Genomic DNA, 15,047 nt, shown 5'->3' on the forward strand with positions numbered 1-15,047 from the left:
GCTTTTGCAGGGATGTGCGCAGCCCAGTGTATACCTCGGGTTAGTGTATTCCACGGGTGAAGTGTATACCGCGAGCGAAGCATTTACCGCGGGCTAGTGTATACAATGTAGATACAACGGGGATCAAACAACCTTACGGAGCCCAATATGAACTACGGCATGTTCATCATGCCCTTCCACGACCCGGTCAAACCTGCGGCTCAGTGTCACGACGAGGACCTTGAGCTCATCGTGCGCTGCGAGGAACTGGGTTTCACCGAGTTCTGGATCGGCGAGCACCATACCATGAAGTACGAGAACATCGTCCTGCCCGAGGCCTTCATCGGCAAGGCCCTGGCCATGACCCATTCCATCCGGCTCGGCACCGCGCCCACCTGCCTGCCCTATCACCACCCCGCTCACGTGGCCAGCCGGCTGGCCTTCATGGACCAGCTTTCCCACGGCCGGCTCAACCTGTGCTTCGGTCCGGGCAGCGTGACGACAGACCTGGAGCTCTACAAGATCGATCCGAAGCTCAACAGCGCCATGGCCGCCGAGTCGGCCGAGATGATCCTGCAGATCTGGAGCCAGGACCCGCCCTATCACCTGAAGGGTCGGTTCTGGGAGATTGACCTCGAAGAAAACGTGGACCGCGACACACTGATCGGCTACATCCACAAGCCCCTGCAGCAGCCCCATCCGCCCATCTGCGCCCCGGGGATGAGCATGAATTCCTCCACCATGAAGCTGGCGGGCGAGAAGGGCTGGTTTCCTATCAGCGCGAACATATCCCCGGGCAACGTCGTGGCTGATAACTGGCGGGTGTACGAGCAGGCGGCCCTTGAAGCCGGACGTACGCCGGACCGCAAGGACTGGCGCGTCTCCCGCAGCATCTTCCTGGCGGACAGCAAGGAGGAAGCGGCGCGGAAAGTGCGTAACAATTCTCTGGGCCGAGGCTTTGAATACCTCGGCGGCCTGTTCGACCAGGGTCTGGGACGGAAGATGCTGAAGCGGGACCCGGACATGCCCGATTCGGAGTGCAACCTGGACTACCTGATGACGGAGCAGATCATCCACGGCGACGTGGACGAGGTCGTCCGGCGGCTGGACCTGATGCGGGAGGAAACCGGCGATTTCGGTACGCTGATCCTCATGGGGTACGACTGGGACGACAAGGATTCCTGGCTTCGCAGCATGGACCTCTTCGTCCACGAAGTGATGCCGCGCATGTAAAACCGAGCACGACGCCGCACCGCCAAAGGAGCACAGATGAAGGGCCCACGCCTCCCCTACCGCTACGATCACTACACCTGGGTCGAACTGAAGGAGAAGGTCGAGGACCAGCCCGCCGTCATCCTGCCCGTCGGGTCCACGGAGGACCACGGCTACCACATGCCCCTGGACGTGGACACCTTCCTGGTGAGCAGCGTGTGCGAAGGCGCCGCGAAGCTGATCCCGGACGAAGTGCTGATCCTGCCGGCCCTGCCCTACGGGTTCGAGGACCACCACATGGACTTCCCCGGGACGATCACCGTGCGGGATGACCACCTGCAGGACTTCGTGGTGGACATCACCCGGAGTGTGGCCCACCACGGCTTCCGCAAGATCCTCATCGTAAACGGCCACGGTTCCAACGCCACCATCCTGGAGACGGCCTCGCGGCGGACGGTCATCGAGACGGACGCCCACTGCGGGACGCTCAACTGGTGGAGCGTGGCGCAGTCGAAACTCTGGGAGATCGGCGACTCCGAGCTCCAGTCCCACGCCGACGAGATCGAGACCTCGGTCTACCGCTACCTCAACGACGACGCGATCCAGATGGACAAGGCGGTGCGAGAGGTGAAGATCCCCGTGTCTAAGTATTACTGGCGCGGCTGGATTCGCGGCAAGGGCGCCTCGCCCCTGCGCATGATGGACCAGTGGTCCCGGATCTCCGATTCCGGCGTCATCGGCGACGCCACCGTGGCCACCGTGGAGAAAGGCGAGGAACTCTACCGCGCGGCCTCGGAGGAACTGGCCGGCCTGATCCAGGAGTTCCGCGCACTGCCCATCGAGCCCCGGGTGGACCGGCACTAGGAACTTGCAGTCGTATCCGGGACGTGGGAGATGCCGCTTCACAGGTCCGGGAGCGGACGAAAAACATCCCAACACCTTCAAGAAATACCGCTCATGAACGGCGAAACACTCAAAAACTCGCGATCCGGCCGTATCATCCACAGGATGTTGAAGTGGCTGGTCCCGGACACCTGGATGAAGCGCTGTACCTGTGCGGGACTGGCCATGGCGGCGTTGTCCTTGTTGCACCTTTTAATCTGGCAGGGTGTGGGCACCTGGCTCCTCGTGCCGACGATCATCCTTCTAACCGCCAGCATTTGCTACTACACCTGGAAGATGCTTTCGTGGCTCCGGAATCGTCTGCTGTGGAGAGTCCGGAACCGGATTCTCGTTTCGTTTATCTTCGCCGGTCTCGCGCCCCTTTGTATAGCCTCCTCGATCAGTGTTCTTGTCGGATGGCTCTGGATCGGAACCCTTGGTACCAATCTGGTCGCCCGCCAAATCGAAGAGACGACCGACCGGCTCGATCATCTGCCGCTTGAAATACAATTGGCTCTTTTAAAAACGGCCCCGGACGGTGGACTGATGTTCGATAGGATCGTGAACGAAACTGTACGGGACAATCCGGAACTTTCCGGCCTGTCGATTCGTGTATTCGAGGATGGTCGTCCGGTGCATGCATCGCTACCTTCCAACACGCCGGAACCACTCCCGGACTGGGTGCTCCGGGAGGACCATTTCGCCAACGTGGTATACGACAGCCTGCCCGATGGCCGTTCCACGCTGTCCTTTCGCGCCGGCGACTCGGTGGAGATCCGCGGACGGAACCTGTACGTACTCGCTTCCATGCCCCTGGGGGACGCCTTCCGGACAAAGATCTGGGAGGAACTCGGCGCACAGATCACGTATCGGGCCGATCCTCTTATGGGGGAGTTCTTCTTATTGGAGCGTCCTCCCTCGGAAGTGGAATGGCGCCAGTTGCCGCTTTTGGGGGCGCTTCCCGTGCCGTGGGTTCTTACCTTCGCCGCCAGGGACTGGGGTCTCGGTGCGAACAGCGCGGCGGTACTGGGCCTGGATCTGGATCCGATACACGTACTCGAGGCCACCGTCAGCGCAGACATGTTGCTGTCCGGTATTCCTTTACTGTACATAATCATCATCTTATGCACGGTACTCGTTTGCTTCGAACTGATCTCCTTCATGATCGGACTGCTCGTCTCACGGCGGATTACTTCGGCGGTGCGCGGGCTGTACGAGGGCACGGAAGCCATTCGCGCAGGCAGGACGGACTTCCGCGTGGAAGAAAAGGCGCGGGATCAGCTTGGCGAACTCGGCCGTTCCTTCAACACCATGGCGCATAGCATCGAGATGCTGATGGATGAAGAAAGAGAAAAGGAGCGCATCGAAACGGAACTGTCCATGGCCCGGGAGGTGCAGGCCCGTTTCATTCCCAATGTGCCGCCGCAGCGGGGTCCCCTCGAACTGGCCGGCGCCTGGATCCCCGCCCGCACGGTCAGCGGCGACTACTATGACTTCATCGAACACCGGGACCGGATGCTGGATATCGTGGTCGGCGACATCTCGGGCAAGGGCATATCGGCGGCACTCATGATGGCCGGTCTGCAGGCATCTCTGCGTTCCCAGGCGCTGGACCCCGCGCTGGAAGGAAGCCCGGACCGGTTGTCCAGGCTGATGTCCCGCCTCAACATCTACCTGTGCCACAGCACGGCGCCGGAACGATTCGCCACGGTTTTCATCTGCACGTACCACATGGAGACGTCGCGGCTGAATTACTGCTGCGCCGGGCACAATCCACCGCTGCTCCTGCGCAACGGCAGCGATGATGTCGCACTGCTTGAAAGCGGCGGATACCCGATCGGTTTGTTTCCGGAAGCGGAATACGAAGATTCCTCCGTCAGCGTCGATCCGGGAGATCTCTTCGCGGTCTATACCGACGGCATCACGGATGCGCTCAACCGGGAGGAAGAAGACTTCGGGGAAGCCCGCCTACGCCGGGTTCTTTCACGGAACCGCGACCGGTCCAGCGAGGAGATCCTGGAACGGATCCTCGCCTCCGTCCGCGACTTCTCCCTCGGCGTGGAACAGTTCGATGACCAGACCGCCGTCATCGGCCGCGTACGCTGAGTGCGTCGTCGACTTGCTTTAGCTGGAACCGGGCTGCCGCGCAGGCCTGTATCGCGACGGGCTCGATGAAATCCCGGGCGCTAAAGCGACGGACCGCCCGGCACTCCACATCGCCGCGCACGCCGCGACGACATAGCAGGCCGCCGCCGTCGTTACCGTGAGCACGAATCCCCACTGCATGGCGATGATCATGGCCAGCGGCGAGGCCAGGACGGAAGCGCAGCCGTTTACGCCCCAGGCCCAGGGCACCAGCGCGGCGGACCGCGCCCCGAACCATCGCAGCCCCAGCGGGAAGGGCAGCCCCATGGCGAAGGCCAGGGGTGCGATGAGCACCAGTACCGCGGCGAGACGGAGTCCCAGCGACCAGGCCCCTCCGAACAGCGCGAGGAGGATCAGGCCCGTGAACACGGGTATGGCCAGGACCGCCGGCACCAAGGCCAGCCTGCCCAGCGTAACACCGGGCAACTTGGCGATGCGATCCGCCGCCAGGCTGCCCAGGCCCGAGCAGAGAAGGAAGCCTCCCACGGTGGCCGCGCCGCCGATCGCGGGATCACCCAGCAAGCGCTGGATGCCCGACAGAAAGGCTATTTCCAGCACCAGGTAGGCCAGCCCGATGGCCAGAAAGTACGCCGCGGCGATCGACCGTCCGGACGCCCTTCGGATGTCGGCGCGGAAAACGAAGGGCAACAGCATCAGTACCAGGCCCGCGCACGTAACGATGACGGCGGTGGACAGGACGAATAGAAAGGCCAGTTCCGACCGCAGCAGCCACCCCGCTCCATAGGCGCGCCGGAAATCGGGGAGGGCGCCGAGTTTCCCGAAATTCCCGAAGAAGGGGCGGTCGTCGGTGGCCGGCCGGACCTCGAAGGGCCACTCGTCGAAGAACCGGGCGGTTTCGTCCGGGTCTCCGGACAACAGGCTACGCATCACGTGGTACAGGTAGTCCCCGTCTTGCCCCGGTGGTCCGGGGAGTTCGTCGGGACGGTTCAGTTCGCCGGCCGTTATCCCCCGGAAGTACACCGGGGTCAGGTTCCGCTCCGCGGCCCGGTCCCGCAGCCGGCGAATCTCCCCTACCCGCCAGGGTCTTGGCCGGACCATGGTGCAGACGCCCAGGAAATCCCGGACCATGGCGATGTGCGCGCCGGGGCGAGCGATCCCCGACTGTTCGAGGGCGGCAATGACCGTAGCCGCGATCTTCGCGTTGTCCCTGGGCGGCAGCTGTATCCCGCGGGACATGTGGAGGATGCCGTCCGGTGACAACCGCCGCAGGGCGGCCGCGACGCCCTCAACTGTCATGAGGTGATCCTGGTTCATCCCTTCCAGGCCGCCCGAGGCTGCCGACCAGGACTCCATGCCCGCCAGCTGGATAAGATCGAAGGCACCCCGCGTCCCTTCGAGGAAGGCCCGGGGTTCCACCGGATGGAGTGCGACGCCCGGCAGGCCGAATACCATGCCGCCTTCCTCTTCCAGGGAGCCGGCCAGGAGGTCCGACAGCACCCGGTTAGGCTGCACGACGTCGACCGCGGCCGCGCCGTGCCGCCGGGCCAGCCAGATGTTGCCGCCGCCGACCTCGTCCAGCAGCAGTACCCTGGGATTGGAGGGGACCAGGCCATAGGGCAGGGCCATGAGCGTTCCGTCCAGCGCCTCCGCCTGTGCCGGCCGTTCGATGCGCAACAGGGAGCCGGCGCGGTGACCGTCCACGACGATCGAAGCCATGGACGGCGGCACGCGCTCGTCGGTCATGAAGGCCATGTCGTGAAAGGCATCGCTGCCGAAGGCCTCCACGACCCCCGTCGGGCCGACGGCGCGGGCCAGTTGCTCGGCCTGCCCGTCCTCTTCGAGGCGGTCCACATAGGCCAGGTACTTGTCGTCGTCTACGCGGATGAAAGGAGGATGAAGCAGTGCCAGCAGCGCGCCGGCCAGCACGGCCAGCACGGTCAGCACGGCCAGCACACTCGAGGAAACCAGTCCGTTGCTCAAAGTCCGCCAGTCGCCGCGGTATGCCGCGGCCAGGACCACGGCCCCGGTCACGTAGCCCAGCCATGCGGGATCCACGAAGTACATGACGATGGTTACCCCGACCGCGCCGGACGCGCTGCCGACGAGGTTCGACGCGTAGACCGCGGAAAGCCGCTCCCCGGCGGACATCAGCGCCAGTCCGATGGCGGTGGCGCCCAGGGCGAAGGGGACGGTCAGCAGGGCCCAGTATCCTGCCCACCAGGCCAGTTGCCCCACGACCAGGCCGGGCAGGAAACGGCCGCTCACGGGCAGGAACTGCGCGGCCTGGAGCATGACGGGAATGGAGAGGGCCGTGAGTAGGATGAGAACCGAAAGGGCCGTGTGCCGGTGCCGCAGGAGGTAACCGCGCCACAGCGACAGGATGGCGCCGCTCATGCCGAAGCCGAGGAGCGCGATGGTGATGACGAGGAAGGCGAAATGGTACCAGCTCGCGTACTGCAGGACGCGTATGAGCCCGATTTCGAAGGCGATGACGCCGCAAGAGACCAGGCCGGCGGCCCGTACGAGATATCCCGCCGGAAAACCTTCGGGCGTATCGGCGATTCCGGTTCGCGAAGTCACTGTTCGACCCGGCCGGTCATGGGCACGAAGCGAACGGGCATCACGGTGCGTGAGGTCCGCTCTCCGTCCGCCGTCTTGCGGACGACGACGAGCCGCTGCACACCCGTCATCTCGCCGATGGGAATGACGATACGGCCGCCGGGCTTGAGCTGGGACCACAGGAGCGGCGGCAGATGCCCGGCCGCGCAGGTGACGATGATGGCGTCGTAGGGCCCCGCCTCCGGCCAGCCGAAATAACCGTCCCCGTGGCGCGTTTGAACGGCGTCATACCCCTCCTCGGCGAGCAGCCCGCGGGCCCGGTCCAGCAGGGGTTCGATGATCTCCATGGTATACACGTGGGGCGTTATGTGGGCGAGCACGGCGGCCTGGTAGCCCGATCCGGTACCGATCTCAAGCACCTTCGAAGCCGGACCGATTTCGAGTAACTCGGTCATGTACGCCACGATGTAGGGCTGGGAGATGGTCTGCCCGAGCCCGATGGGCAGGGGCGTATCGTCGTAAGCGATGCGCCGCGTCTGCTCGTGGACGAACACGTGGCGGGGGGCGTCCATCATGGCCCGGATTACGGCCCCGTCCGTGACCATGGGCGACTTGTCCAGGATCACCTCGACCATGCGAGCACGCTCCCGCTGCCGCTCATGGACGGAGCGGGGCCGCGGCGGCGTCCAAACCGAGTCGGCGGCCGAGATGGGCGAGTCGGCGGCGGCCCTGGCGGCGGTGGCGGTGTTGGACGTGGCGGCGCCCCCGGCAATAACGTCCCCGCCGCGGCCATCCGGATCAGTGGTGGACGCCGACGGATCCGGCTCCGATGCGCAGCCCAGGGTCACGGCAATCCATAAAAAAACGGCAATGCCGTGGAACAGTACACCCGATCGGTGGATGGCCACCCTGGCGATCAAAGATGCCGATTGCATGTTATTTACTCCGCAACCACCGACCGGCGGTAGAACCGCTGAGGGTTGGTCCGGGGTTCGTAGCCGAGGATGCGCCGGGCCTTGTCGATGGTGTACTTGCCCTGCTGCAGGTAGCTGCCCATGTTGAAGGCCTGGAAATAGTCCGGCACCTCTTCGATCTCCAGCGCCAGCCGGCAGGCCTCCACCAGGTCGTCGTAGACGATGGTGAAGGGCGGATGGTCGGCGTTCCTGACCTGCTCTTCGGGCATGGGGCCCAGTCCGTTGAACTGGTAGCACACGGTGTGTATACGGTACTTGCGGGCGTATATCTTGCAGATCTCCATGGCCAGGTGCTTGGTCAGCATATAGTAAGCCGTGCCCGGCGCCTGGGGCACGTCGCCGATGTCGTGGTCGTGAAGGTAGCCGGGGATGATGATCTCCGGGCCCGTGTGCAAGATCTTCTCTATTCCGAGCTCCGCCGCCGCCTTCATCACGTGCCAGGCGCCCCGGACGGACACGGCGAAACTCGCCACCGGGTCCTGCCGGACCACGGTCCAGTTCATGATCGCGTCCATGCCGCGGGCCGCTTCCAGCACCTGTCCGTAGTCGCCCATGTCCACGTGCATGATGGGCTTGCCGTGCGGATGGGGCCGGATATCGGCCAGGCGCAGGTTGTAGTGTGGTTCGAGGCCGGGGATGATGAAAGGCGCGATATTGCCGGAGGCGCCCAGGAGGAGGACGTTTTTCATGGTTTTGCTCCCTCTGTTCAATCCATTTTTGCGATCACGTCCCGCAGCACCTCTTCCGCCGACTCGAGAAGCCGGTCGATGTGGTCGTCCGTGTGCACGAGGGACAGGTAGATCTTCTCGTAGGGGCTGACGAAGAGCCCCCGCTTGATCATCTCGACGCCGAAGACGAAGGCCTTCTCCTTGTCGGCGCGGAACATGGACCCGTAATCGACGATCTCCCGCTCCCCGGTGAACAGCACCTGGAGCACGGGGCCTTCGCCGCCGACGAGCAGGGGGATCGAATGCCGCGCTCCTATGGCCGTGATCTCCCGGGTGATGCGGTCGCCCATGGCGAAGAGCCGCTCGTAGGTCCCTGGACGTCCCAGCACGTCGAGGGTGGCCAGCCCGGCGACGGCGCCCACGGGATAGCCGTTGAAGGTGCCGGAGGCGATGACCCGCTTCGGATCGTCCGCAGGGCGCCAGCCGTTCATGACGTCCATCACGTCGGTCCGTCCGCACATGGCGGCCAGGGGATAGCCGCCGCTGATCGTCTTTCCGTAGGCCGCCAGATCCGCGGTCACGCCGTAGCGTTCCTGCGCCCCGCCCCAAGCCATGCGGAAACCTGTGACGATCTCGTCGAAAATGAGGACGATGCCGTACCGGTCGCACAATGCCCGGATCGCCTCGAAGAAACCCGGCCGGGGCAGGATGCACCGCTGGAGGGGCTCGATGACGATCGCGGCAAGTTCCCCGTGGTGGCGTTCCACGACTTCGGTAGCCCGTTCCACGTCGTTGAAGGGCACGGCGAGCATGTCCGCCGACCAGCTCCGGGGAATGCCGCCACCATCCGGCAACGTGCCGGGGTAGGCGCCGGGATGCAAAGTCCGCGCCCCGTGCAGCGCCGCATCGCTCACGCCGTGCCAGCCCCCTTCAAAACGCAGGCAACGGTCGCGGCCCGTGAAGGCCCGGGCGGCCCGCAGGGCGAACTGCATCGATTCGGAACCGGTGATCACCAGGCGGACCTTCTCCCCGCAGGGCGAGGCGTCGGCCACCCGTTCGGCCAGCTCGATGGCCGGTTCGTTGAGGGCCATGAAGGTCGTGCCGCGCGCAACCTGGCGGGTCACCGCCTCCACCACTTCGGGATGGGCGTGACCGAGGATCATCGGGCCGGATCCCAGGAGAAAGTCGATGTACGTCTTTCCCGCGGTGTCGTGAATCGTTGCGCCTTCTCCGCGGGTCACGACCAGGTTGGCTTCAGGCGGCAGGCGGAATTCCCCGTTCCCTCCGCCCACGAAGACCCGTTCGGCCCGTTCGATCAATGCGGATTGCGACATGCGGTTCCCTCTATACGGTCTGCCTGTGGTCGATCAGGATGCTCTCCAGCGCCGATATGAACGCCTCGTTCGCCGCCGGAAGCCCGACGCTGACCCGGATGCTGTGCGTCAGGCCGAAACGGCTGCCCGATCCCACGAGTATGCCCCGGCCGGCCATGCGGTCCGCGAACTCGTCGGCCGGAATCGGCGTTTGGAAAAGCACGAAGTTGCCTTCGCTCGGCCAGCAGGCGACGCCGAGCCGGTCGAAGACCGCGTAGAGCGTTTTCTTGCCCTGCTCGGCCAGCGCCACGGATTGCGCGACATGGTCCTGGTCCCCGATGGCCGCGACGGCCGCCTCCATCTCGAGCGAACCCAGGTGGAAGGTACGGCGAAGTCCCGCCAGGCGTTCGACGATGTCGGGACGGGAAATGACCACACCGACGCGAAGGCCGGCCAACCCGTAGACCTTCGAAAATGAATGCAGCACAATCACGTTGCGCCCGGCTACGGCACCGGCGGGCGAATCCGGATAGTCCGGATGGGTCACGAACTGGTGGTACACCTCGTCGGCAACCAGGGTCACGCTGCCGGGCAGGCCCTCGTGAAGCCGGTCCATGTCGTCCCGGGTAACGATGGATCCCGTCGGATTGTTGGGATTGCCCAGGTAGACCAGGCGCGTCCGCGTTGTCACCGCCTCCATGACCGCGTCGATCCGGACGCTGAAATCCTCGCCGTCCAGGGGTACGTCGACGACCTTCGCGCCCTGCCACGCGGCGGTCCGTTCGTATACGTGGAACGTGGGCCCGCAAACAATCACCTCGTCGCCGGGCGCCAGGAAGACCCGGGCGATGAGGTCCAGGGCTTCGGAGCCGCTGTAGGTCGTGAACAGGTGGGCGGGCGTCACGCCTTTGCCGTAGAACGCCGCTAGGCGGTTTCTCAGCGCTTCATCGTCCCTGGGCGGATAGAGGCTGAGGCCGGTCAGGTGTTCCCTGATCCGGTCCATCACCAACGGGGACGGACCGAGCGGGTTCTCGTTGTAATGCAGTCGGTAGGGAGTATTCGACATATACGTGACCGGCTAGCCGATCAGCCCGTAGTCCGCCAGGATCCCGCGCAGCTTCTCGCGGTTCGGTTCCGACAACGGGGCCAGGGGCAGCCTGACCTCGGGACTGATCTTGCCCATCATGCCCAGGGCCGTCTTGACCGGCACGGGATTGATCTCCATGAACACGGCGTCATTGAGCGTCATCATGTGGTAATGGAGTTCGCGCGCCTCCAGCCACTTGCCTTCCTGGACCAGGTTGTACAGCCGCGCCACTTCCGCCGGCATCAGGTTGCCCGTGGCACTTACGAATCCCGCCCCGCCGATGGCCAGAATGGGATAGCAGAGCAGTTCGATCCCCGAGTACACGAGAAAGTCCCGGCCCATGCGGTGCAGGAGCCGGTTGATGTGCTCGAAGTCCTTGTTCGACTCCTTGACGCCGATGAGATTGTCGTTGGCCTCTTTCAAACGCGCCACGGTATCGATCTCGATGTTGACGGCCGTGCGCCCGGGGATGTTGTACAGGATGACCGGCAGGTCCACGCATTTGGCAAGGGCGTCGAAATGACGGAAGATCCCCTCCTGGCCCGGCCGGCTGTAGTACGGCGCGATGAAGAGCAGGGCGTCAGCACCGTTCGCCTGGGCGAATCGGGAAAGCTCGACAGACTCCTCGTGGTTGGTGGATGCGCTGCCCGGCACGAAGGGTACCCTTCCGTCCACCGCCGCGGCCGCGGCGCGGATCACTTCCTTTCGCTCTTCAATGGACAGCGAACCCGGTTCGCCCGTCGTCCCCTGCACCGACACGCCATGGGACCCGCTCCGGATCTGCCACTCGACCAGGCCGGCCAGGCCGTCCAGGTCCAGCGATCCGTTTTTGAAAGGTGTAACCACCGGTACGATCGACCCGCGCATTCATCCTCCTTTATCTTATGGTCCGCCTGGTCTCGCCGGTCCGCGCCTCGCTTCAAATAAACGTAGCGATGTCTTCGAGCGGTTTCTTCGTGATGACCGGCACTTCCGCGTCCTCCGCCGGGTAGCCGACGACCAGGAGCAGGAAGGGCCGCTCATTGGCCGGCCTGCCCAGCAGGCGGTTCAGGAAATTCATGGGACTCGGCGTGTGGGTGAGCGACGCCAGGCCGGCCTGGTGCACCGCCGCGATCAGCATGCCCGTGGCGATACCCACCGATTCCACGGCGTAGTAGTGCTTGACGCTCCGGCCGTCGGGCAGTACGCCGTGGCGCTGGACGAAGATCGCGATCAGCCACGGCGCCGTTTCCAGGAAGGGCTTGTGTTCGTCGGTACCCAGCGGCGCCAGGGCGTCGAGCCACTCCTGCGGCGCTTTCTCGCGGTAGAACTGCTGTTCCTCCTGCTCGGCGGCGACGCGGATCTTCGCTTTGATCTCCGGGTCAGACACCGCGGCGAAATGCCACGGCTGCATGTTCGCGCCGCTCGGCGCCGTACCGGCCGCCAGCAGGCAGTGATCGATGACCTGCTTCGGCACGGGCCGGTCCGAGAAATCGCGGACCGTTCTCCGCCGGCGAAGCTCCCGGTAGAAGGCTTCGGCCCGTTGTTTCATCTCTTCGGGCGGATACTCGCGATAGGTCGACAGGGATTGAAAAACGGGATCTTTCACACCAATGCCCCTTTGTGCGCTCTAGCGGGTTTCATCGACAAACCCCGACTTCTCCAGGAAAGCCAGCACTTTCTCCGCGTAGGCCTCCCGGTCCATTTCCCAGATGTCGCCGTGGGTCGCCCCTTCGGCCACGTAGATCTCCTTGCCGGCACCGGGTATCTGCTCGAACAGCCGCTCGTTGTTCGAAAGCGGCATGCGCCGGTCCGCCGTGCCGCCCACCAGGAGCACGGACGTGTCGTCCAGTCCGGACACCGCGCGGCCGATGTCCAGGTCATTGATCCTGATGCCCACGCGGAGTTCCGTAATCGTACTCGTCAGAAACCCGAAGGGCACCGTGGGCAGGCCGAACATCCGGCTCAGGTCGCTGCGAAGCGTTTCGGAGGCAGCGTAGAAGCTGCTCTCGGCGATGACGGCGTCGATCCCGGGCTCTTCCGCCGCCGTGAGCAGCGCGGTGGCCGCGCCCATGGAAACGCCCCACAGGATGACCGGACCCTCCTCGCCCCGTTCGTCGACCGTGTATCGCAGGGCCGCCTGCACGTCGCGCCATTCGTAATAGCCGAATGTGGTCAAATCGCCTTCACTGTCCCCGTGGCGGCGGAAGTCCAACAGGAGCCCGTTGAACCCGTTTGCGTGCAGGAAGGCGGCCTGGTCGAGCATCTGGCCCCGGTGGTTGGTGTGGCCATGACAGTAGATGACCGTGCCCCGGCCGGTCTCGTTCGGGATGTACCAGGCGGCCAGGTTCAGGCCGTCGGACGTGGTCAGCGATACGTCCTCGTAGGCCAGACCGTGGTCCGCGGGGGTGTCCCTCGCCGTGCGGCGGGAACCCACGCTGCCGGTGTACAGGGTCGAAATGAGGTAGGGCAGGCCGATGAAGACGAGCAGAAGGATGACTACGACGCCCATGGCCGCGCCTCGATAGGAGACCTGTCTCCGGCGCATAGCCAGGGCCAGAACCGGCCAGATCAACGTACCCGTGATGAAGGTGACGACCGGCCACAGGACGACGTGGGGAATGACCAGGCCGAAGAGGACGTTGCGGCCCCAGGTGAAATACTCGCCATCGAGCCCCGCGGTCTTGCCCAGTACCGCCAGCAGGATGATCAGCAGGCGGACGCCCGCCGTATAGAGCAGTGCCGTGGAAAGAAACCCGCCGTAACCCCTGCCCGCACGGAGACAGATGACCGCAAGCCATACGGCGGCGGCCGGGATGGTCCAGTTGATATTGAAGGGGCCGCCCGCAACAAGGTTCGTGACGTCCAGCAGGAACCACAGGACGACCAGGCCCCAGGTAACGATCAGGGGCAGGCGGATGAGCGACATTGGCGGCCCCGTGCTGCTAGCTGGTCTTGCCCAAAGCTTCTTTCAGCACGTTGAGGAAGACTTCCGTTTCCCGCTCGTCGCCGGAGGATACGCGGATCCACGTGGGCATCTGTTGCCTGCGCCGGTTCGTCACCATGACGCCCTTCTGGAACATCTCCCGCATGATGTTCATCGACGGCTTGCCCAGGTCGACCATCATGAAATTGCTTTCGGACGGGATGTACTCCAGCCCCATCTTCGTGAATTCGTCTTCCAGCCGGTCCCGGAAGTGCTGGACGACCGCCCGGGAGCGGTTGTAGTGATTCCGGTCCTTCAGGGACGCCTCGCCCGCGGCGTAGGCCAGGGCGTTGGCCCGGCCCGTGCTGTAGAACCGCAGCTTCTGCTGGATGGCCTGGCTGCAGATCCCGTAACCGAGGCGCATGCCCGGCATGCCGAAGACCTTGGAAAAGGTTCGGGTGACGATCACGTTGTCGTACTTCCTGGTCAGCGACGCCGCGGTCCGGTACTGGGGATCCCTGACGAAATGTATGTAGGCCTCGTCGATGACCACGAGCACGTTCTCGGGCACGGCGGCCACGAACTTCTCGGTCTCTTCGAAGGAGAGCAGCGTGCCGGTCGGGTTATTCGGATTGGTAATGACCACCACGGACGTCTTCGGCGAGATCGCCGCGAGCATGGCGTCCAGGTCGTGTTTGTAGTCCTTCATGGGCGTGCGGATGATGTTCACGTCGAGGCCGGCTTCCTGGTAGTTCTCGGCATCACCCGAAATGTCGCCGTAACCCATATCGGCCTCGATGACCTCGGTGCCGCCCTTGCTCAGATAGGCCAGCGCGATCTGGGAAAGGAGCGCGCCGGATCCCGCCGTAATGAAGAACGGAACCTGCCACATGAAACGCCCGCCACCGCCCATTCGACCCGTACCGCCGAACCTGGGAGGGGGCGGCAATTCCAGACCGTCGAACTCGGCCAGCGCGCCGTAGATGTCGCCGCCGCCGAAGGAATACCGGTTGATCTTGAACATGTTTTCGGCGATGGCCTCCAAGGCCCGCGGGGACGGTCCTATGGGGTTCTCGTTCAGCGCCATGCGGACGAGACCCGGCTCGACGCCGATCCCGTGGATGTCCTTGGCGGTAAGGCCGCCCGTAGCCATGGTCTGGGCGAGGGCCAGGCGATCGGCCAGCGTCAGTGCAGCACCGGCGGCCAGTGCTCCCGAGAGAAAATGGCGGCGGGTGAGGCCGGAACCGGCCGTCTCCTTCATACGGTTCAACATGTAAGTGCTCCCTGTGTGTGTGGACGCGGCCGCGGAGCGGCTGCGGTCGAATCCGACCCACCCCCACGTATACCCGCTTGCACGTGGAT

12 protein-coding genes are annotated in these 15,047 nt (G+C 64.5%); 3 read left to right on the forward strand and 9 right to left on the reverse strand.

Annotated features, from left to right (window positions below; translation table 11 throughout):
- Nucleotides 1-147: 147 nt before the first annotated feature.
- The 3 genes from F4X08_11960 to F4X08_11970 are packed head-to-tail and all read left to right on the forward strand — an operon-like array spanning nt 148 to nt 4,179.
- Complete coding sequence (locus tag F4X08_11960; protein ID MYD26517.1) at nt 148-1,212, forward strand: LLM class flavin-dependent oxidoreductase; 1,065 nt, start codon at nt 148-150, stop codon at nt 1,210-1,212.
- Between the two features lie 36 nt (nt 1,213-1,248).
- A complete protein-coding gene (locus F4X08_11965) occupies nt 1,249-2,055 on the forward strand; it encodes a creatininase family protein (protein MYD26518.1) in 807 nt (268 codons plus the stop codon).
- Between the two features lie 30 nt (nt 2,056-2,085).
- A complete protein-coding gene (locus F4X08_11970; GenBank protein ID MYD26519.1) occupies nt 2,086-4,179 on the forward strand; it encodes a PP2C family protein-serine/threonine phosphatase in 2,094 nt (697 codons plus the stop codon).
- 18 nt (nt 4,180-4,197) lie between these two features.
- Here F4X08_11970 and F4X08_11975 read toward each other — a convergent pair whose 3' ends face one another.
- From F4X08_11975 to F4X08_12015, 9 genes are all read right to left on the reverse strand, one after another.
- A complete protein-coding gene (locus F4X08_11975; protein MYD26520.1) occupies nt 4,198-6,759 on the reverse strand; it encodes a hypothetical protein in 2,562 nt (853 codons plus the stop codon).
- Entirely contained in the window at nt 6,756-7,373 is a 618-nt protein-coding gene (locus tag F4X08_11980) for a protein-L-isoaspartate(D-aspartate) O-methyltransferase (protein MYD26521.1), read from the reverse strand. Before F4X08_11980 ends, F4X08_11975 begins: the two co-directional genes overlap by 4 nt.
- Before the next feature lie 305 nt (nt 7,374-7,678).
- On the reverse strand, nt 7,679-8,401 hold the full coding sequence (locus tag F4X08_11985) for an NAD(P)-dependent oxidoreductase (protein ID MYD26522.1): 723 nt from the start codon (nt 8,399-8,401) through the stop codon (nt 7,679-7,681).
- 17 nt (nt 8,402-8,418) lie between these two features.
- Complete coding sequence (locus F4X08_11990; GenBank protein ID MYD26523.1) at nt 8,419-9,714, reverse strand: aspartate aminotransferase family protein; 1,296 nt, start codon at nt 9,712-9,714, stop codon at nt 8,419-8,421.
- A 10-nt stretch (nt 9,715-9,724) separates the two neighbouring features.
- Nucleotides 9,725-10,759, reverse strand: coding sequence for an aminotransferase class I/II-fold pyridoxal phosphate-dependent enzyme (locus tag F4X08_11995; protein MYD26524.1), 1,035 nt, complete (start codon nt 10,757-10,759; stop codon nt 9,725-9,727).
- A 12-nt stretch (nt 10,760-10,771) separates the two neighbouring features.
- Entirely contained in the window at nt 10,772-11,647 is an 876-nt protein-coding gene (locus F4X08_12000) for a 4-hydroxy-tetrahydrodipicolinate synthase (protein ID MYD26525.1), read from the reverse strand.
- 52 nt (nt 11,648-11,699) lie between these two features.
- Nucleotides 11,700-12,311, reverse strand: a complete 612-nt coding sequence (locus F4X08_12005; GenBank protein ID MYD26526.1) for a nitroreductase family protein — start codon at nt 12,309-12,311, stop codon at nt 11,700-11,702.
- Nucleotides 12,312-12,389: 78 nt separating this feature from the next.
- Nucleotides 12,390-13,688 (reverse strand): alpha/beta hydrolase, encoded by a 1,299-nt coding sequence (locus tag F4X08_12010; protein ID MYD26527.1) that lies wholly within the window; start codon nt 13,686-13,688, stop codon nt 12,390-12,392.
- 16 nt (nt 13,689-13,704) lie between these two features.
- The gene (locus tag F4X08_12015) at nt 13,705-14,958 is read right to left on the reverse strand and encodes an aminotransferase class I/II-fold pyridoxal phosphate-dependent enzyme (protein ID MYD26528.1); all 1,254 of its coding nucleotides are present in this window, start codon (nt 14,956-14,958) and stop codon (nt 13,705-13,707) included.
- Between the last annotated feature and the right edge of the window lie 89 nt (nt 14,959-15,047).

The organism is Gemmatimonadota bacterium, assembly GCA_009841265.1.
In the GTDB taxonomy this organism is placed as follows: domain Bacteria; phylum JAAXHH01; class JAAXHH01; order JAAXHH01; family JAAXHH01; genus JAAXHH01.

Excerpts from the sequence above, each read along its gene's own strand:
- F4X08_11960 (MYD26517.1), top strand. The coding sequence starts at position 148 with ATGAACTACGGCATGTTCATCATGCCCTTCCACGACCCGGTCAAACCT.
- F4X08_11965 (MYD26518.1), top strand. The coding sequence starts at position 1,249 with ATGAAGGGCCCACGCCTCCCCTACCGCTACGATCACTACACCTGGGTC.
- F4X08_11970 (MYD26519.1), top strand. The coding sequence starts at position 2,086 with ATGCCGCTTCACAGGTCCGGGAGCGGACGAAAAACATCCCAACACCTT.
- F4X08_11980 (MYD26521.1), bottom strand. The coding sequence starts at position 7,373 with ATGGTCGAGGTGATCCTGGACAAGTCGCCCATGGTCACGGACGGGGCC.
- F4X08_11985 (MYD26522.1), bottom strand. The coding sequence starts at position 8,401 with ATGAAAAACGTCCTCCTCCTGGGCGCCTCCGGCAATATCGCGCCTTTC.
- F4X08_11990 (MYD26523.1), bottom strand. The coding sequence starts at position 9,714 with ATGTCGCAATCCGCATTGATCGAACGGGCCGAACGGGTCTTCGTGGGC.
- F4X08_11995 (MYD26524.1), bottom strand. The coding sequence starts at position 10,759 with ATGTCGAATACTCCCTACCGACTGCATTACAACGAGAACCCGCTCGGT.
- F4X08_12000 (MYD26525.1), bottom strand. The coding sequence starts at position 11,647 with ATGCGCGGGTCGATCGTACCGGTGGTTACACCTTTCAAAAACGGATCG.
- F4X08_12005 (MYD26526.1), bottom strand. The coding sequence starts at position 12,311 with ATGAAACAACGGGCCGAAGCCTTCTACCGGGAGCTTCGCCGGCGGAGA.
- F4X08_12010 (MYD26527.1), bottom strand. The coding sequence starts at position 13,688 with ATGTCGCTCATCCGCCTGCCCCTGATCGTTACCTGGGGCCTGGTCGTC.
- F4X08_12015 (MYD26528.1), bottom strand. The coding sequence starts at position 14,958 with ATGTTGAACCGTATGAAGGAGACGGCCGGTTCCGGCCTCACCCGCCGC.